The organism is Clostridium sp. M62/1 (assembly GCF_020736365.1).
In the GTDB taxonomy this organism is placed as follows: domain Bacteria; phylum Bacillota; class Clostridia; order Lachnospirales; family Lachnospiraceae; genus Otoolea; species Otoolea saccharolyticum_A.
In genome coordinates this window covers 3,864,771-3,880,902 of the sequence record NZ_CP085988.1, presented here as the reverse complement: position 1 = coordinate 3,880,902, position 16,132 = coordinate 3,864,771, and the positions used below count along the sequence as shown (strand labels likewise).

18 protein-coding genes and 1 riboswitch are annotated in these 16,132 nt (G+C 52.3%); of the genes, 7 read left to right on the top strand and 11 right to left on the bottom strand.

Going from position 1 to position 16,132, the window contains the following annotated elements; genetic code table 11:
- Positions 1-74: 74 nt before the first annotated feature.
- The 9 genes from LK436_RS18020 to LK436_RS17980 all read right to left on the bottom strand — a co-directional run bounded on the left by LK436_RS18020 (position 75) and on the right by LK436_RS17980 (position 6,279).
- The gene (locus LK436_RS18020) at positions 75-476 is read right to left on the bottom strand and encodes a single-stranded DNA-binding protein (protein WP_004220570.1); all 402 of its coding nucleotides are present in this window, start codon (positions 474-476) and stop codon (positions 75-77) included.
- Positions 469-1,299: an ERF family protein gene (locus tag LK436_RS18015; RefSeq protein ID WP_008398645.1), complete on the bottom strand. Its 831-nt coding sequence runs from the start codon at positions 1,297-1,299 to the stop codon at positions 469-471. Before LK436_RS18015 ends, LK436_RS18020 begins: the two co-directional genes overlap by 8 nt.
- Positions 1,300-1,310: 11 nt before the next feature.
- Positions 1,311-1,967, bottom strand: coding sequence for a host-nuclease inhibitor Gam family protein (locus LK436_RS18010; protein ID WP_008398647.1), 657 nt, complete (start codon positions 1,965-1,967; stop codon positions 1,311-1,313).
- Positions 1,939-2,190 carry a hypothetical protein gene (locus LK436_RS18005; protein ID WP_004220566.1) on the bottom strand — a complete coding sequence of 84 codons (252 nt, stop codon included), beginning with the start codon at positions 2,188-2,190 and terminating at the stop codon, positions 1,939-1,941. Before LK436_RS18005 ends, LK436_RS18010 begins: the two co-directional genes overlap by 29 nt.
- Entirely contained in the window at positions 2,187-2,942 is a 756-nt protein-coding gene (locus LK436_RS18000; RefSeq protein ID WP_008398649.1) for a spore cortex-lytic protein, read from the bottom strand. Before LK436_RS18000 ends, LK436_RS18005 begins: the two co-directional genes overlap by 4 nt.
- A 5-nt stretch (positions 2,943-2,947) precedes the next feature.
- Positions 2,948-3,682, bottom strand: coding sequence for a PolC-type DNA polymerase III (locus LK436_RS17995; protein ID WP_008398652.1), 735 nt, complete (start codon positions 3,680-3,682; stop codon positions 2,948-2,950).
- Positions 3,675-4,937: an SUMF1/EgtB/PvdO family nonheme iron enzyme gene (locus LK436_RS17990; protein ID WP_227910118.1), complete on the bottom strand. Its 1,263-nt coding sequence runs from the start codon at positions 4,935-4,937 to the stop codon at positions 3,675-3,677. The genes LK436_RS17995 and LK436_RS17990 overlap by 8 nt, the downstream gene beginning before the upstream one ends.
- Before the next feature lie 186 nt (positions 4,938-5,123).
- Positions 5,124-5,939: a hypothetical protein gene (locus tag LK436_RS17985; RefSeq protein WP_008398655.1), complete on the bottom strand. Its 816-nt coding sequence runs from the start codon at positions 5,937-5,939 to the stop codon at positions 5,124-5,126.
- Positions 5,940-5,958: 19 nt separating this feature from the next.
- On the bottom strand, positions 5,959-6,279 hold the full coding sequence (locus LK436_RS17980; RefSeq protein ID WP_005933190.1) for a helix-turn-helix domain-containing protein: 321 nt from the start codon (positions 6,277-6,279) through the stop codon (positions 5,959-5,961).
- 155 nt (positions 6,280-6,434) lie between these two features.
- On the opposite strand from LK436_RS17980, the gene rpsF reads away from it, so the two are divergent.
- The 3 genes from rpsF (at position 6,435) to rpsR (ending at position 7,600) form a co-directional block, all read left to right on the top strand.
- Complete coding sequence (gene rpsF, locus LK436_RS17975; protein ID WP_008398657.1) at positions 6,435-6,722, top strand: 30S ribosomal protein S6; 288 nt, start codon at positions 6,435-6,437, stop codon at positions 6,720-6,722.
- A 19-nt stretch (positions 6,723-6,741) separates the two neighbouring features.
- Complete coding sequence (locus LK436_RS17970; protein ID WP_008398658.1) at positions 6,742-7,194, top strand: single-stranded DNA-binding protein; 453 nt, start codon at positions 6,742-6,744, stop codon at positions 7,192-7,194.
- Positions 7,195-7,333: 139 nt separating this feature from the next.
- Positions 7,334-7,600, top strand: coding sequence for a 30S ribosomal protein S18 (gene rpsR, locus LK436_RS17965; protein ID WP_008398659.1), 267 nt, complete (start codon positions 7,334-7,336; stop codon positions 7,598-7,600).
- Between the two features lie 315 nt (positions 7,601-7,915).
- Here the strand turns inward: rpsR and LK436_RS17960 are convergent, their stop codons facing one another.
- Positions 7,916-9,091 carry an IS110 family transposase gene (locus tag LK436_RS17960; RefSeq protein ID WP_044930339.1) on the bottom strand — a complete coding sequence of 392 codons (1,176 nt, stop codon included), beginning with the start codon at positions 9,089-9,091 and terminating at the stop codon, positions 7,916-7,918.
- A gap of 261 nt (positions 9,092-9,352) precedes the next feature.
- On the opposite strand from LK436_RS17960, the gene LK436_RS17955 reads away from it, so the two are divergent.
- Together LK436_RS17955 and LK436_RS17950 are read left to right on the top strand one after the other, a co-directional pair.
- Positions 9,353-10,708, top strand: coding sequence for an MATE family efflux transporter (locus LK436_RS17955; protein WP_008399049.1), 1,356 nt, complete (start codon positions 9,353-9,355; stop codon positions 10,706-10,708).
- A gap of 177 nt (positions 10,709-10,885) precedes the next feature.
- A complete protein-coding gene (locus tag LK436_RS17950; RefSeq protein WP_008399050.1) occupies positions 10,886-11,506 on the top strand; it encodes an AAA family ATPase in 621 nt (206 codons plus the stop codon).
- Between the two features lie 214 nt (positions 11,507-11,720).
- On the opposite strand, the gene thiC is transcribed toward LK436_RS17950, so the two are convergent.
- Positions 11,721-13,070 carry a phosphomethylpyrimidine synthase ThiC gene (gene thiC, locus LK436_RS17945; RefSeq protein WP_044931788.1) on the bottom strand — a complete coding sequence of 450 codons (1,350 nt, stop codon included), beginning with the start codon at positions 13,068-13,070 and terminating at the stop codon, positions 11,721-11,723.
- A gap of 163 nt (positions 13,071-13,233) precedes the next feature.
- Positions 13,234-13,341: riboswitch (TPP riboswitch) on the bottom strand.
- Positions 13,342-13,623: 282 nt separating this feature from the next.
- Here thiC and LK436_RS17940 point away from each other — a divergent pair.
- Both LK436_RS17940 and rplI read left to right on the top strand, forming a co-directional pair.
- Positions 13,624-15,684: a DHH family phosphoesterase gene (locus LK436_RS17940; protein WP_015573352.1), complete on the top strand. Its 2,061-nt coding sequence runs from the start codon at positions 13,624-13,626 to the stop codon at positions 15,682-15,684.
- Between the two features lies 1 nt (position 15,685).
- Positions 15,686-16,132, top strand: coding sequence for a 50S ribosomal protein L9 (gene rplI / locus LK436_RS17935; protein ID WP_008399055.1), 447 nt, complete (start codon positions 15,686-15,688; stop codon positions 16,130-16,132).

Sequence of the window (16,132 nt, the reverse complement as noted above, 5' to 3'; positions counted from 1 at the left end):
CTTTCGTGGTTTGTTTCTGGTTTGGCCGTAGAGTTCCGCCGGTCTGTCCGGCGGTCGTCCTTCGGTCGGTGTTATTAGTTAAAAGGAAGCTGTCCGTCGTCCGGTATGTCCATGAATCCGTCGTTGTTGGCGGGCTGAGGATTGCCATTTGCGTTGCCTCCGTTGCTGTCTGCGAAGTAAATGTTTGAGGCCACAACTTCCACGGCCTTGCGGTTCTGCCCGGTTTTCTCGTCCTTCCATTTACGGGTGGAGATCCGGCCCTCAACTACGATCTGGCGGCCTTTGGAGAGGTAGCGGCCGCAAAACTCGGCGCGTTCTCTCCAGCACACGATCGGGATATAGTCCGGAGCGGCGTCTTTGTTCTTACTCGGTACCTGCACGGCGAGGTCGAAGCTCGCCACTGGTGTGCCGCTCTGTGTGTATCTGATTTCAGGCTCCTGAGCCAGACGGCCCAGAAGCTCCACATGATTAAGCATTGTTTTGTCCTCCTTGCTGCTTTGCGTTGTCCATAGCGGCGCAGGCTTCGTCGTACTGGGCCCGCGTCAGGTTATGTGGATCCTGCTGTCCGTATTTTTTCAGGATCCATTCGTTGATCGACTGCTGAGAGTACCCGGCGTCCTCGCCTTTACGGTAGAGGTGGGAGAGCTGAGCGTCTGAGAGTGGTCGTGCGGCGCCTGAGCGCCCCGTCTGGCCATTTTGTGCCTGCGGCTGGGTGTTTCCCTGCCGGTTCCCGTTCTGAGCTCCTGTGTGCTGTTTCTGGCTCTGCTGAGGGGGTTCGCTGCTGTGGTCGCTCATGTCTGGATCGTCGTCGCCCTGATCAATGCCGAACTTCTCAAACAGGTAGTATTTGAGGCAGTACGTCCACGCGGAGCCTTTGGCCTTGTCCGGGCCTCCGTCGTTCGTTCCGATTGCGTGGAGAGTAACTTCCAGAGTCTCGTCCGGGTTGTCTGCGTTTGTCCAGCGGATCGTGAGGTCGGCCTCGTACACCCAGACAATGCGGTCGCCGTTTCTGGTGTGCTGCGTGAAGTTGGAGTAGTAGATCGGATCCCCGTTTTCACTGTGCCGGGTGGCCTGCTCGCCTACAATGTCAAAATTGACGCCGAACTCATTCATGGCTGGAGTGAGAAGCTGGTACACGTCGAAGATCTTCGCGAACTTGTACTTTACGCCGTCGCTGTGGGCCTTCTGGGTGATAGAGGGAACGGCTTCGCGCAACTTGATGAACTTCTGCTGCAGCGTCAGCGGTACCGGTGGGGTGGTGGCCGCCTTTGCGGCCGCCGTTTCCTTGGTTGTTGCCATGTGCTACCTCCTTACACGTCCACCGTGAAGGTGTCCGGTTTCTCAATGATCTGCACGCCCTCCACCAGCTCGCCGGTGGTTTTGTCTACGATCTGGCCGCCTACAATTTCGAGGCGTTTCTTGAACTCGCCCCACTTCGGCTTTTCAGTGTTCTGGATCATATCCTCATTGCCGGAGGCTTTCAGATAGGCCAGCAGTGTGTCGTCGTCCTGTTTCATGGTGCTGCCGCCGAGTTTCTTCACCAGAGTGCCGGAGAGAAGGCGGTAGCTGTGTTTTGTCTTGGTTGTCTTGTGTGGGACTGTCTCGAAGTATTCCGCGAGCTTTCCGGTGAGAAAACGGGTGCCGTTTTCATATCTGCGCTGAGCAGCGTCGATTCTCTGCTGGATCTTCTCGATCTGGCTTTCGCCCAGTGCGGTGATTCGGTCGAGCTCGGTCTTTTCTTCTGCGATTTTTCGGCAGGCCCAGTCGGCGCAGCCGTCGTCAGTGATACGCCATGCCGGGCGCGGAGCGCTTTCGGTTTCCTCTGCGTCGAACATGTTCATGTCCATGTTTTCCAGCTCGTCCAGTGTTACGGCCGGAGTTTCCGGCTCTGTGGTGGGTGCTGCGATTGCTTCTTTGATTTCTGCGGCCTGCTCAGCCTCAGCTATTGCTTTCTTTGTCGTTGCCATGGTTCTGTTCTCCTTCCTTTGCTTCCAGAGCCTTGCGGGCTTTCTGGAGTTCTGCCTGCGTGTCTCTCAGTTCCTTGTCCTTGCTGGTGAAAAACTGGTACCACTCGCCTGAGCTTTTCTTGTACTGCTCGGCTTCGGCCTCAGCAGCGGCGGCGCGTTCCGCCATGCTGGCAAGTGCAGCCGTGAGCTCTGCGATCACGCTTGGCTTGTTTTCGTTATTCATTCGGTTGCCTCCTTAAAAAATCGGTGTCCGTTAATGGTCATTACATAGATCTGGGACTCGTGCCACTCGCTGTCCGTGAGAGCGGGAGCGTAAAAGTATTTGATCGGCTCGGTCGTTGCCACGATCCCGAAGTCGAACACGTCCTGCACGGCTTCGAGGGCTTCCTGAGTCGGTTCCGGGCGGCGCTTGCTATATGCGTACACGCGCAGCACTTCGTCCGGTCGGATCCCTTCGTCCTCGCAGGTCTGGAGAATACACTGAGCTACTGCGATCTTTCCGGCGAAGGGTTCGCCTCCAGCTTCGGCCGTGAGCACCTGAGCGATCTCCAGTCGCTCGGCGTCAGTGAGAGCGTAGCGCTTCTGGATCCCTGCCTCTTCGGCCCATGCGTCTGTGACGTCCTCCCAGCTTACGGCTTGCCCGTCCTTGTAGTAAAAAACGTAGGGCTGAGATTCCTCGGCCGCCGGGCTGCTGGTTGTGATCGGGGCTGTTTTTGTCTGGGTGTGTTCTGAGAACATACCCACGACGCCGCGCACTGCGAACACGATCACCACTGTGGTGACTGCCAGCCCGCCGATCCCTTTCCAGTTCAGGCGCTTGCAAAAACGGCGCAGCCGGTATAAAATAGGCTTAGGCTTTCGCGTGGTTTTTCGATTGCCTGTGCGGCTTCCCGGTTCCGACGGGTGGCCGCTTCTTTTTTCTTTGTACCCGGTGTATTCCACCGGGCTGTATACTTTCAGCGAGCTGCTTCGCATTTCTGTTACCTCCTTCTTTGTCTGAGTTTGGCCGGGAGCGTATAGCTCGGAGCCTGCATGTATTTGTTGAAATTCTGTGGCCAGTAGGCCACCTTTTCGATCCGTTTCCCACTTACTCCATACTTCGGGTTATATCCGAACACGTTCACATAGCTGAGAAGATCGGAGCGTTCCGCGTCCATGGCCTTGCACACCTCAAACAGTGCCGCCACGTCGTCGATCGCTCTGTGGGAGTTCTGAACCTTGTCCTCCAGCTTATAGGTGAGGATCGCGTTCGCCAGCTTGTGAGGATATGCCCGGCGGTCTTTGTAAACGGTTAGGCTGTCCAGATAGTCGGCAGCTTTCAGGACTTCCGGGCCACCGTTTCCGTGTCTCCGGAGCATTTCAGCAGTAAACAGGAGATCAAACTGTGCATTGTGGGCTACCAGAAGGACGCGGCCGCCGCCGATCAACTCAGTGAAGCGAGCGGCAGCCTCAGTCTCGGTAATTCCTTCGTTTTCGAGCTGCTCGTCTGTGATCCCTGTTAGCTCGACGATCTTCTGAGGGATCCGCTCACCTTCCGGCAGTTTCACGAACACGTCGGCGCTGTCGGCCATGCGGAGGGTGCCCCGTTCGGTTTTCTCGACTCTGATTGCTGCCAGTTCAATGATCTGGCAGCTTTCAGCTTCGAGCCCGGTTGTCTCAGTGTCAAAAAATACGACTGCTTTGTATTTCGCGAATATGTCCCGGAGCTCATTCATGGTCGTTCACCTCCGTTTTGATTGTGATCGAGGTTGTGGCTGCGAGCTTTAACTGCTTAGCGGTCAGCTCGTACATGTCCACGGCTGCGTTCACCTGAGCCAGTGTGGCGCTGAGTTTTGCAGCCTTGGCAAGTTCTTCGTCTGTTGCCTTCTCGGCCAGTTCAGTGAAGCCTTCCGGATCCTCGCCGTGCGCGGCTTCGTAGAGCTTCTGAAACTGCCGGGCGAGTGCCTGCTTGATCCGTCCGATAAAGTCCGGAGCTAAAATGCTACGCTTTTTCGGTTCTGGCTGCTTCTTATCAGAGTCCAGATCGTCCAGAGTGTCAGAGTCGCAGATAAACCGAACGCAAGCGGCACGGAAGCCGAGGCCCGTGCCCACAAGGCCGCGGGAGCCGTTGCCGTAGAGGGAGAACACACCAGCGTTCGCACCGTCGCTCCAGTCGCCCCCGCGAAAAATAACCCGCTCGCCGTTAGAGTCGAGCCAGAAGTATTCGTCGCTTTCGTAGCCGTCGGCAGGATAGAGGCCGAGATCTTTCAGCTTGTCCGGCACGTCCATGTCGCTGCGAGCTTCCAGATCCGTGAACTTTACGCCGTCGTAGTCGGTGCCGTCCGGGTGTACCGGCTGGAGGGTGATCTCTCCGTCGTGTACGTTGTAGTAAACCGGATCGCCGTCCTCGGTGTAGATTGCCTCCCACTCCGGCGAGTCTTTGGACTGATCCGCGCCATAGGCTGCGCCGTTGTTCGGGATCACCTGCGGCATACCGTCCATAAATCGAACGCCGCCGACGTGTTCCCAGATGTTACCGCACATGTCAGCTACACCGTAGGCCGTGCCGTCATGGTTCCACTGAACCGGGCCGGATCCGGTCAAGGTCTTGCCGCAGCCTCCTTCGTATGTAGTGCCGGTCTGCTCCGGGTGGCTGTGACTCTTGCCGCTTGCGGTGTTTCCGGTCGGCATGGTGTCGTTGTCCCAGCTCCAGAAGCCGAGAGCCACCCACTCGTCGTTAGTGATCAGGTGCCAGCCTTCACCCTTGCTCTCGCAGAGGCGGATTGCTTCGTCGTGGCTGATATTCACAGCCGGTTTCATAAATGGGAGAGAGTACGGAACGCCGTCGATCAATGTGTTCTGGTACTTGCTGATCGCGTATTCCTTAACCTTGCGGCCTCTCAGGGTGTCAGGGAGTCCCAGCTCGGACGGGGTAAAAACCACCATAATGTCCGGGCGCCCGTTTTTGTCGTAAATTACTTCGTTTCTCATGGTTTTGCTCCTTTTCTGTATTTGCTGCGGCAGATCGGGCACTTGTAGCCGTACCACGGGATCACCGCCTGCTTGCTTACATTCCAGTCCAGCCCGCACTCTTGGCATACTTCATAGCGGCAGCCGTCGCGCCGGGCATGAGTACGGGCCCGCTTAGGTTTCGCGAGTCGTTCATGGGATCACCTCCTATCCAGCGGCCAGCCTGCTGCATAGCTGCCTCATAAGTAGTCGCTTGTATTTCTTCCGGGTTCTCCATTTCCGTGCGTGTTTGTATAGGTGCCACCATTTCGGGTGGGTGTTGGCTCTATATAGTAGGGAGTCCACAAAAGTGTCCACGGCTTTTCGCGCGTATTGCTGGAACTTCTGGAACCGATCCGCGAGCTCGTCCATGAGTTGTCGGACTGCGCGAGCTGCTGCCTTCATTGCGTCGGCGAGAGCGTCGAGCAGGGCAGTGGCGGCAGGTGGGCCGATCTGGATCGTGAGCTCTGTGTGCTGAGGTTCTGGTGGCGACTCGTCCGGGAGTGGATCGCTTCGCGCCTGATCCGCAGCTATGAGCTGCTGGCGTTTCTCGTAGTCCTCGACGCTCATGTAGCCGTCGAATATATATGGATCCGGTTCCTCGGTGGTTTCCTTGCCGTACCATGGCATATCTGCCGGGAGATTTTCCGGGCGTGGTATCGGCTCAGGAGGGAAGGCCGTCGAGTTTTTCAGGAGATTGCAGCCGCCTTCGTAGTGCCAGAGAATACCGGCCTCCAGTTCTGCGATCGTCATGTTCTCGCCGAAGTGCCCGCAGTAGTAGCCGTTCACCATGACAGCGTTCGGATCCTGTTCCAAAATTTCGGTGGCAGTGCTCAGATCCTCCAGCTCGAAGGTGTCAGAGTCTTGGTTGAGCCAGACGCTTTCCGCGTGCCAGCTTCGGCCAGTTTTCCATATAATCACCCACGCTATACCGTCGCGGATTTCTTCGGCGTACTGCCGAGCTATTTCGTGTAATGCTGCCATGTTGTCGCTCCTTTCTTTTTTATATAGTGGGGGATTTTCGCCCGCGGCACTTAAAGCTCTCAATGAGTCGGCGCTGGGCGAGTTCGGCGCTATACTCTCGGCGCATGTTCTTGTCGAGCTGGCCGGTGTCGCCTCTTTTCAGTTCTTTATAGATAGTCGCCACATGGACGCCGAGGTCGATCGCAATGTCGGCCGGACGTCCTCCGGCTGCGTATTCCGTCTCGATTTTCTCGCGGTCGCCGAATGTCAAATATCGGTAGTTTCGCACGTTCTCACCTCTCTTTCTGTGCTTTTCAGGTAAAAAAATAATGCGTCCGGAGGCTTTCGCTTCCTTTCGCATTTAATATTATCTTTTCCGAAGGCGGGAAAAACTTGAAAAAGAGCTTGATTTTATCAGGGTTCTCTGGTAAGATAATTATTCGTGATATATTATAGAAATTCCTTACTCTCTGTTAAAAGTCAGGGAGTCAGAGACCACAAGGAGGTTTAAGCAGCATGAACAAGTATGAGTTAGCAGTTGTTCTTAGCATGAAGCTGGAAGACGAAGAGAGAGCAGCAGCCATCGAGAAAGTAAAAGGTTACATTACACGTTTCGGCGGTACTGTTACAAACGTTGATGAATGGGGTAAGAAGAGATTAGCTTACGAGATTCAGAAGATGAAAGAGGGCTTCTACTACTTCATCCAGTTTGAGTCTGATTCCGTATGCCCGAACGAGGTTGAGGCACACGTTCGCATCATGGAGCCGGTAATCAGATACTTATGCGTAAGGCAGGATGCATAAATAAAGAAAGTGTGATCGTATGAATAAAGTAATTCTGATGGGTAGACTTACCAGAGATCCGGAGGTTAGATATTCTCAGGGAGAGCGCGCTATGGCAATCGCCAGATATACGCTGGCAGTTGACAGAAGAGGCCGCAGAAGCCAGGATGACGGAGCACAGACAGCAGACTTCATCCAGTGTGTTGCATTTGACAGAGCCGGCGAGTTCGCCGAGAAGTATTTCCATCAGGGAACGAAGGTTCTTGTGACAGGAAGAATCCAGACAGGAAGCTACACAAACAGAGACGGTCAGAAGGTTTATACAACAGATGTAATCGTTGAGGATCAGGAGTTTGCTGAGAGCAAGAACGCTTCCGCAGGCCACGACGGCGGCTACCAGGCCGCACAGCGTCCGGCTCCTGCAAGCGCAATCGGCGACGGCTTTATGAATATCCCCGACGGAGTAGAAGACGAAGGACTTCCGTTCAACTAAGGACGGGAAAAGCGATAGAGAGCGGAGAGTGAACGAAGAGTTCAGACAGTCCGGCAGTCGGATGAAAGGCAGCAAAGCTGCTGTGTTGTTTTGAGTATCAGGAAACTCAAAATGTGGATTGAATAAGGAGGTAGCACCAATGGCATTCAATAAAGGTGATAAGGCAGACGCTTCCAAAGTAAGAAGAGGCGGCATGCGCAGAAGAAAAAAAGTTTGCGTTTTCTGTGGAGAGAAGAACGGAACAATCGACTACAAGGATACAAACAAGTTAAAGAGATACGTATCTGAGAGAGGAAAAATCCTTCCGAGAAGAATCACAGGAAACTGTGCAAAGCATCAGAGAGCTTTAACAGTAGCTATCAAGAGAGCACGTCACATCGCTCTTATGCCGTATACCTGCGACTAATCAGGCGGAGTCAGGCCCGGAAACCGAGAGGTTTCCGGGCCTTTTTTAGGTGGTGCGCCTGGCGGCATTCCTGCTTTACATTTTTTACATTTCTTTCCCAAACCCATTGAACCCCGGATCCCTTTTGCTTATAATATCCCTATGTAGAGATTAAAAACAAAAAGGAAAGACTAACTATTAAAAGTCAAGTCTAAAATGAAGACTTTTGAATGAATTGCGGGAACGCATTTCATAGATCGTTGTACCTTGAAAATCGCACGACAAACAGAGCATCGGATATCGGTGCTCTAAAAGAGTGTTATAGGGCAGAAAAAGTTATGCCGTTTTTATGTAAGGTTTGCCGGATTTTTCCATTGCGTAAATTAACCGTACAAGTTTCTTTGCGGCGTGGGTGATGGCGACGTTGTAGTGTTTCCCTTCAGAAATCTTCTTCTGAAGGTATGCACCGAAAGTTTCATCCCATTGGCAGACGTATTTGGTGGCATTGATCAGAGCAAAACGTAAATAGCGCGATCCCCGTTTCTCCATGTGGGAATAAGAGGATTCCATCTGCCCGGATTGATAGGTAGATGGAGAAGCTCCGGCATATGCCAGGATCTTATCCGGCGAATCAAAGCGGGAGAAATCTCCAATCTCTGCCAGGATCATGGCGCCCATGCGGTAGCCTATTCCTGGAATGGTCAGGATGGGAGAATGGATTTCATCCATGATCCGTTTGATTTCGGATTCAATTTCTGAGATTTCGGAATCCAGTTCACCAATTAGCCGGAGTGTGTGCTTTAATTCCAGAGATTTGGCAGGCATGTTGGAACCGATGGAGGCTCTGGCAGCATTCCGTATTTCAATCGCTTTCTCCCGGCTGTAACGGCCTTTTGAAGCGTTTTCCAACCGCTTCGTCAGGTGTGTCAAATGGCAGGAGGCAATCGTTCCGGCAGAAGGAAACTCGGAAAGAAGGGCGTAGATAGAAGCGATATGAAGCGAAGGAACAAGTTTTTCCAATTCTGGAAAGAGAATGGTAACAAGCCTGGAAACAGACTGTCTAAGCTGAGCGCGTTCCTGAACCTTACGAAAACGATAACGGGTGAGTGACTTTAACTCCTCGTTATGGTATGATGTATCTGAGTAGGACTTCAGGTTCACGTCAGACATGAGCATCAAAGCAATGGTTCGGGCATCAACCTTATCTGTTTTCGTCTTTCTAAGGCTGAGACTTTTTCTGTAAAGATTTGTGTGGAGCGGATTGATAACGAAGGTGTGGAGACCTTTGTCAATAAGATAACCGAGCAGGTTGTAAGAGTAGTGTCCAGTGGCCTCCAGTCCTACTTTTATATTGGACACATCTGAAGAAGAGGATTGAATCCTGGAAAAAAGAACATCAAATCCATCCCGGTTATTCTGAATGGTAAAAACCGGAAAAAGGACTTTGCCATCTGAATTGGTGATAAAGCAGTCATGCTTATCCTTAGCGACATCAATTCCAACGTAGATCATAAGAACACTCCTTAGTAATAGATTTAGATACTGTTTAGGACCACAGAGCTCTCTGCGCTTGTAACCTCGTTCTAAATCAACCGTCATGCGGTATCTAACTGATTAACAACGATACAAAGAGACTGTGGTTGGAGCCTTTCCGTAACCATCAAGTGGTAGGAAAATGAAACCAATCCACAGTATCTCCAAACAGTATAGCATACAGACCTTGGAGAGGGTCTATAAACACTACTACTATATAATACGAGGAAAACAGGGAAGATGAATAAGACCTATGAGATGGACATGTGCAATGGCCCTGTCCTGAAAAAAATTTTGATTTTCTCAATTCCGCTGATGCTTTCCGGCGTTCTGCAGCTTCTGTTCAACGCAGCGGACATTATTGTGGTGGGAAGGTTTGCCGGAAGCCAGTCGCTGGCGGCGGTGGGCTCCACGACGGCATTAATCAATCTTCTGATCAATATTTTTATCGGTCTCTCAGTGGGAGCCAACGTGGTAGTCGCCAGGGCCTACGGAGGCCGGCGCGACAAGGATGTGAGTGAGGCAGTACACACGGCAATCGCTGTCAGCATTGTCAGCGGCGTGATACTGATTGTAATGGGTTTTGTTTTTTCCAAGCTCATGCTGGAACTGATGGGGACACCGGATGATGTAATCGACAAGGCAGTCCTCTATATGCGGATTTATTTCGCGGGAATGCCTGTTGTCATGCTGTACAACTTCGGAAGCGCGATTTTAAGGGCAGTGGGAGATACGAGGAGGCCTCTCTACTTTCTGACAATTGCAGGAGTGGTGAACATTGTGCTGAATCTCTTCTTCGTTATTGTGATGAACCTGGATGTGGCAGGAGTGGCCCTGGCGACCGTGCTCTCCCAGTGTATTTCAGCCGGACTTGTACTGCGCTGTCTGGCAAAGAGTGAGGGCGGGCTGAAGCTAGAGCTCTCCAAGATTAAGATTCACAGGAAAAAAATGTTTCAGATTTTCAAAATCGGCCTTCCGGCCGGAATGCAGGGAGCGATTTTCTCAGTTTCCAACGTTCTGATCCAGTCTTCTGTCAACTCCTTCGGATCGATTGCCATGGCAGGAAACGCGGCCTCAGCCAATATAGAGGGCTTTGTCTACAATGCGATGAACGCTGTCTACCAGACAAATCTCAGTTTTACCAGCCAGAACATCGGCGGAAAAAAGTACACGAGAGTGAACAAAATCCTCTTTACCTGCCTCGGAACCGTGACGGCAGTGGGAATGATTCTCGGCTTTGGAGCCTATGCGATAGGAGAGGAGCTTTTACGCATTTACTCAACGGATCCTGAGGTGATCCGCTATGGAATGCTGCGTATGAGCATTATTGCGACTACATACTTTACCTGCGGATGGATGGATACGCTTGTGGGAAGTCTGAGAGGCATAGGCTATTCGGTGCTTCCGATGATCGTGTCTCTGACGGGAGCGTGCGGTCTCAGAATTCTCTGGATCTTCACAATCTTTGCACAGCAGAAAACGCTGACTTCCCTCTACATCTCCTATCCGGTGAGCTGGGTTATCACAGCGAGCGTACATATGCTCTGCTACTTCCTCATTAAGAGGAAGATGCCTAAAAAGGATGGGATTGTATAGCGGTAATCCTTCTTACAGATGAAAAGGACAGAAAATTTTTGAAAAATAAGATGAATAAATTGATAATTTTTCGCATGTATGATAAAATACAGGTAGAAATAAATCGTGGTATTCAGCGGGAAGCTGTCATATATATGCACAGCTAAAAGCTTTCAGCCGTGAGAGGAGGCCTGTATTATGAGTAAAAGGATTGTTACGATCAGCCGTGAATATGGAAGCGGAGGACGCCAGGTTGGGCAGATGGTGGCCAAAAATCTGGGAATGGAGTTCTATGACAAGAAACTGATTGATCTGGCCGCCAAGGAAATTGGATTTTCGCCGGAACTGATTGCTGACAAGGAGCAGAGGGTGACAAACAGCCTGCTCTATAACTTTGCCATGGGAAGTTTATACGGGATTGCCTATCCGAGAACACCCAAGCCTGAAGAGCTTCCGCTGACGGAGCAGATTTTTATTGCCCAGAAAAAAATCATTGAGGATGCGGCCAGGAGAAGCCCCTGTGTGTTTGTAGGGCGCTGTGCAGACTACATTTTGAAGGATCGGGACGATGTGCTGAAGGTCTTTATCTACTGCGACAGGGAGATCAGACGCCAGAGGGCACTGGCTGAGTACGGCGAGATTGAGGAGTACATCGACGAATTCATGCATCAGACGGACAAGAAGAGGCGGATTCACTACGAAACCTTTACAAACCAGAAGTGGGGTCGCAGGGAGAATTACGATCTGATGCTGAACAGCGGCGCGCTGGGAATTGATTCCTGCGTACAGCTGATCTGCGACGCTGCAAAGCGGGGATAACGGCTGTAAAAGGGCCATTATCCCTGTGCATACCGGTTTCAGACTGTGCTGCTGAAAGCCGGAAGCTGAATTCCGCCGCAGAATGCGAAATAGTGAAACGTAAAGACAGGCAGGGCTCTGCAGGGAGCCCTGCCTGTTTTTGAAAAATAAAATGCGTCCTGAGAAAAGGCTGCGCCTGGTTTGGGCGGCAGCCTTTCACACTCAGGGCGCTTTTTTATTCATCAAAGATGGAGACAATCTCCCCGTCGAGAATCCGGTTCATGTTTTTGACGGCGCAGAAATTTCCGCACATGGAGCAGGTATCCTCCTTTTCCGGCCTGGCGGCTGCACGGTAGCGTCTGGCCTTCTCGGGATCAATGGAGAGGCGAAACATTTCTTCCCAGTCCAGCTGCTTTCTGGCGGTGCTCATTTTTCTGTCCCAGTCCTCGGCACCGGGTATGCCCTTTGCGATGTCGGCTGCATGGGCTGCAATGCGCGAGGCGATGATGCCCTCTTTTACGTCGTCCCTGTCAGGAAGGCGAAGATGCTCTGCAGGGGTCACATAGCAGAGGAAGGAAGCGCCGGCTGCCGCTGCTATGGCGCCGCCGATAGCTGCCGTAATGTGGTCGTAGCCGGGGGCTATGTCTGTGACAAGAGGCCCCAGCACATAGAAGGGAGCGCCCTTGCAGAGGGTCTGCTGAATTTTCATATTGGCTGCAATCTGACCCAGGGGCATGTGGCCGGGGCCCTCGATCATGACCTGGACATCTTTCTCCCAGGCGCGTCTGGTCAGCTCTCCCAGAGTGACAAGCTCCTCTATCTGAGAAATGTCGGAGGCATCGGCAAGGCAGCCGGGCCGGCAGGCATCGCCGAGACTTAAGGTGACATCGTATTCCCGGCAGATGTCGAGGATTTCATCAAAATGCTCATAGAATGGATTTTCAAGCCCGGTCATCTCCATCCAGGCAAAGATAATGGACCCTCCTCTGGAGACGATGTTGGTCAGACGCTTTGCGTCTTTAAAGCGCCCTGCGGTATTTTTGTTGATTCCCACATGGATTGTCAGGAAATCCACGCCGTCGCGGGCATGCATCCGGACAATGTCCAGCCATTCCTCAGTGGTGATCTCCTTTAAGGGCTTGTGGTAATAGACTACCGCGTCATAGATGGGGACCGTCCCGATGATGGCGGGACATTCCGCTGTGAGCTTTCTGCGGAATTTCCGGGTGTCGCCGAAGGAGCTCAGATCCATAATGGATTCTGCCCCCAGGGCCACTGCGTCGTTTACCTTTGAAAGCTCCATGTCCAGATCCATGCAGTCCCTGGACGTTCCCAGGTTTACATTGATTTTGGTGCGCAGCATGGAGCCGATTCCGTTTGGTTTAAGGCAGGTGTGAAGACGGTTGGCCGGAATGACAGCCTTTCCCTCTGCCACCAGCTTTCTGAGAGCCTCCGGTTCAAACTGTTCCTTTTCTGCCACACACCTCATCTCTTTCGTGACAATTCCCTTTCTGGCGGCGTCCATCTGGGTGGTATAGGGCCGCGAGGATGGTGTGATCCCTGATTGCACCTGTGTTTTTTCCATGATAAAACTCCTTTCCTGGGAGGGAACAAGAGGCTGCTGAACTGATACGGGGAAATACTGTCAGGGAAGCCGGCATAAGACAGCTTCTGAAAAGAAAAAGATCTGAACCCAAAGGTACAGATCTGAGAATGACAGAAGAATCAAAATAAAACCCTGTAAAAACAAATGTCACATCTATGATCCCTACGTTGGCATTACCCAAATCAGGTTATAAAGGTCGAAGTTCGGTTACTTCCTCTCAGCCCGCCTACGAGCTCCCTCTTTTCAGCGAAAGTATAGCACCCGGAGGCGGGGGTGTCAAATATTTTCTTTGCAGTCAGGCGCAGAGCTTCCATGCTTAGGGGCGGCGGGTGTCTATGCTTTTGCCTGCTGATTCCCACTGAGTACCGCCTAGACGAACGCCCCCCTTTATGCTATAATCTGATACGATAGGCGAATTATATTTATCAATTCTGCACCGTCCGGTACATACGGCAGGTGCGCGAAAGGGACGAACAGACGGCAGCCGCCGGGGATTTTGGCGGCTGTCCCTTCAGGGGGGGAGATGTTCGATATGAAACAGGAGAGAGAAATGAAAGAGGATATCAGAATACAGGGACAGCTTCGGGTCTATCTGCAGTGGCCGCTTTTTATGGCGGTGATTCTGATGGCGGCGAATGTGGTGATAGGCCTTGTGGATTTAAAGGCCGGCATTGTCATGACGGGCTTTACCCTCGTCTATGCAGTGTTCTGCGCCTGGCTGTATCTGTATAAGAGAAAGCGGCTGCTCGGCGGGCTTCTGGACTTTTCTGCCGAATATGCCAGACTTCAGCAAAACATGCTGGCTGACATGGAATTTCCCTATGCGGTGGCTGATGAGAACGGCCTGCTGCTGTGGATGAATGAGGGATTTTCCGATATTGTCAGGGACGACAGAAAGAACAGGACTCTTTTCGGCCTGTTCCCAGAGCTGACAAGGGAGACTCTGGACGGGATTGACAAGGAGGACACGATCCATGTGACCTATGGAGACAGCTTTTACCGCATGGAGATCCGCCATATCTGTGTGGATGAAAGAGACGGCATTAAGCTGGATACACCGTCCAACGGCGAGGAGGAGGTGCTCTGGGCTGTTTACCTGTTTGACGAAACGGAGATCCTGACTCTGAAGAAGGCCATCACCGATCAGAACCTGGTGGCAGGACTCATCTATCTGGACAACTACGATGAGGCCCTGGAGAGTGTGGAGGAGGTGCGCCGCTCCCTTCTGGTGGCCCTCATTGACAGAAAGATCAACAAGTATATCTCCAATCTGAACGGCATCGTGAAAAAGATGGAGAAGGACAAATACTTCTTTGTCATTAAACAGAAGTATACGAAGGAGATCGAGGAGGAGCGGTTTTCCCTTCTCGAGGAGGTCAAGACAGTCAACATAGGAAATGAGATGGCTGTCACCCTGAGCATTGGTATGGGAATGAACGGGGAGTCCTATATAAGAAATTATGAGTATGCCAGGACAGCCATCGACATGGCCCTGGGACGGGGCGGCGATCAGGCTGTGGTGAAGGATGGAGAGAAGATCACCTACTACGGCGGCAAGTCCCAGCAGCTGGAGAAGACCACCCGTGTGAAGGCCAGAGTCAAGGCCCACGCCATGAGAGAGCTGATGGAGACCAAGGATAAGCTCTTAATCATGGGCCACCGGATCGGGGATCCGGATTCCTTCGGAGCGACTATCGGTATCTACAGAATTGCAGCTGCCTTCAACAAGAAGGCTCATATTGTCATTAACAGCGTCAATTCCTCTGTGCGGCCCATGATGGACCGGTTTAAGGACAATCCCGATTACCCGGAGGATCTGTTCCTGACCGGCGAGGAGGCTGCCCAGCGGGCAGATGCAAACACCATGCTTGTGGTGGTGGATGTAAACCGGCCCAGCATCACCGAGGCGCCTGAGCTGTTAAAGCTGGTCAAGACGATCATGGTGCTTGATCACCACAGGCAGAGCAGCGAGATTATCGAAAATGCCGTGCTCTCCTACGTGGAGCCCTATGCGTCATCGGCCTGCGAGATGGTGGCTGAGATTCTTCAGTATGTGGGTGACGGAATCAAGATGAAATCCGTGGAGGCGGATGCCATGTATGCGGGTATCGTCATTGATACAAACAACTTTATGAACCAGGCGGGAGTCAGAACCTTTGAGGCGGCGGCCTTCCTGAGGCGAAACGGAGCGGATGTGGTGAGAGTCAGAAAACTGTTCCGCGACCGGGTGGAGGATTACCGCGCAAGGGCTGAGGCCGTGAGAAGAGCTGAGATCTTTGAGAAAGAGTTTGCCATCTCCGAGTGCCCGTCCGAGGGGCTTGAGAGCCCGACTGTGATCGGCGCCCAGGCGGCCAATGAGCTCTTAAACATTATTGGAATCAAGGCGTCCTTTGTGATGACGCAGGTGAAAGATACGATCTTTTTCAGTGCCCGTTCCATCGATGAGGTCAATGTGCAGGTGATGATGGAGAAGCTGGGCGGCGGAGGACACAGGACCATCGCCGGTGCTCAGCTGAAGGATACCACACTTGAGCAGGCCAGAGAGAGGCTGAAAGAGATGCTCCTGCAGATGAAAGAGAAAGGAGAAATTTAAAATGGAAGTAGTATTATTAGAGGATGTGAAGTCCCTGGGAAAGAAGGGACAGGTAGTAAAGGTAAATGACGGCTATGCGAGAAACTTTATCTTAAAGAAAAACCTGGGTGTGGAGGCTACGGCCAAAAACTTAAACGATCTGAAGCTGCAGAAGGCCAACGAGGCTAAGATTGCCGCCGAGCAGCTGGCCGCCGCAAAGGAGATGGCCAAATTCCTGGAGGATAAGTCCGTAACCTTATCGATCCGCGCCGGCGAGGGAGGAAGAGCCTTCGGCTCTGTGTCGGGAAAGGAAATTGCAAAGGCCGTTTTCGAGCAGCTGAAGGTAGAGATCGATAAGAAAAAGCTGGTGCTTCCTGAACCACTGAAAACCTTTGGAACTCATGAGGTTCCTGTTAAGCTCCACAAGGAGGTAACAGGCACGCTGCGCGTAAAGGTGACGGAGGCTTAA

Coding starts and splice junctions, on each gene's coding strand:
- rpsR (WP_008398659.1), top strand. CDS start 7,334: ATGGCATTCAATAAAGGTGATAAGGCAGACGCTTCCAAAGTAAGAAGA.
- LK436_RS18005 (WP_004220566.1), bottom strand. CDS start 2,190: ATGAATAACGAAAACAAGCCAAGCGTGATCGCAGAGCTCACGGCTGCA.
- LK436_RS18000 (WP_008398649.1), bottom strand. CDS start 2,942: ATGCGAAGCAGCTCGCTGAAAGTATACAGCCCGGTGGAATACACCGGG.
- LK436_RS18015 (WP_008398645.1), bottom strand. CDS start 1,299: ATGGCAACAACCAAGGAAACGGCGGCCGCAAAGGCGGCCACCACCCCA.
- LK436_RS17960 (WP_044930339.1), bottom strand. CDS start 9,091: ATGATCTACGTTGGAATTGATGTCGCTAAGGATAAGCATGACTGCTTT.
- LK436_RS17995 (WP_008398652.1), bottom strand. CDS start 3,682: ATGAATGAGCTCCGGGACATATTCGCGAAATACAAAGCAGTCGTATTT.
- LK436_RS17940 (WP_015573352.1), top strand. CDS start 13,624: ATGAAACAGGAGAGAGAAATGAAAGAGGATATCAGAATACAGGGACAG.
- LK436_RS18020 (WP_004220570.1), bottom strand. CDS start 476: ATGCTTAATCATGTGGAGCTTCTGGGCCGTCTGGCTCAGGAGCCTGAA.
- LK436_RS17950 (WP_008399050.1), top strand. CDS start 10,886: ATGAGTAAAAGGATTGTTACGATCAGCCGTGAATATGGAAGCGGAGGA.
- rplI (WP_008399055.1), top strand. CDS start 15,686: ATGGAAGTAGTATTATTAGAGGATGTGAAGTCCCTGGGAAAGAAGGGA.
- LK436_RS17970 (WP_008398658.1), top strand. CDS start 6,742: ATGAATAAAGTAATTCTGATGGGTAGACTTACCAGAGATCCGGAGGTT.
- thiC (WP_044931788.1), bottom strand. CDS start 13,070: ATGGAAAAAACACAGGTGCAATCAGGGATCACACCATCCTCGCGGCCC.
- LK436_RS18010 (WP_008398647.1), bottom strand. CDS start 1,967: ATGGCAACGACAAAGAAAGCAATAGCTGAGGCTGAGCAGGCCGCAGAA.
- LK436_RS17985 (WP_008398655.1), bottom strand. CDS start 5,939: ATGGCAGCATTACACGAAATAGCTCGGCAGTACGCCGAAGAAATCCGC.
- rpsF (WP_008398657.1), top strand. CDS start 6,435: ATGAACAAGTATGAGTTAGCAGTTGTTCTTAGCATGAAGCTGGAAGAC.
- LK436_RS17980 (WP_005933190.1), bottom strand. CDS start 6,279: ATGCGAAAGGAAGCGAAAGCCTCCGGACGCATTATTTTTTTACCTGAA.
- LK436_RS17955 (WP_008399049.1), top strand. CDS start 9,353: ATGAATAAGACCTATGAGATGGACATGTGCAATGGCCCTGTCCTGAAA.
- LK436_RS17990 (WP_227910118.1), bottom strand. CDS start 4,937: ATGAGAAACGAAGTAATTTACGACAAAAACGGGCGCCCGGACATTATG.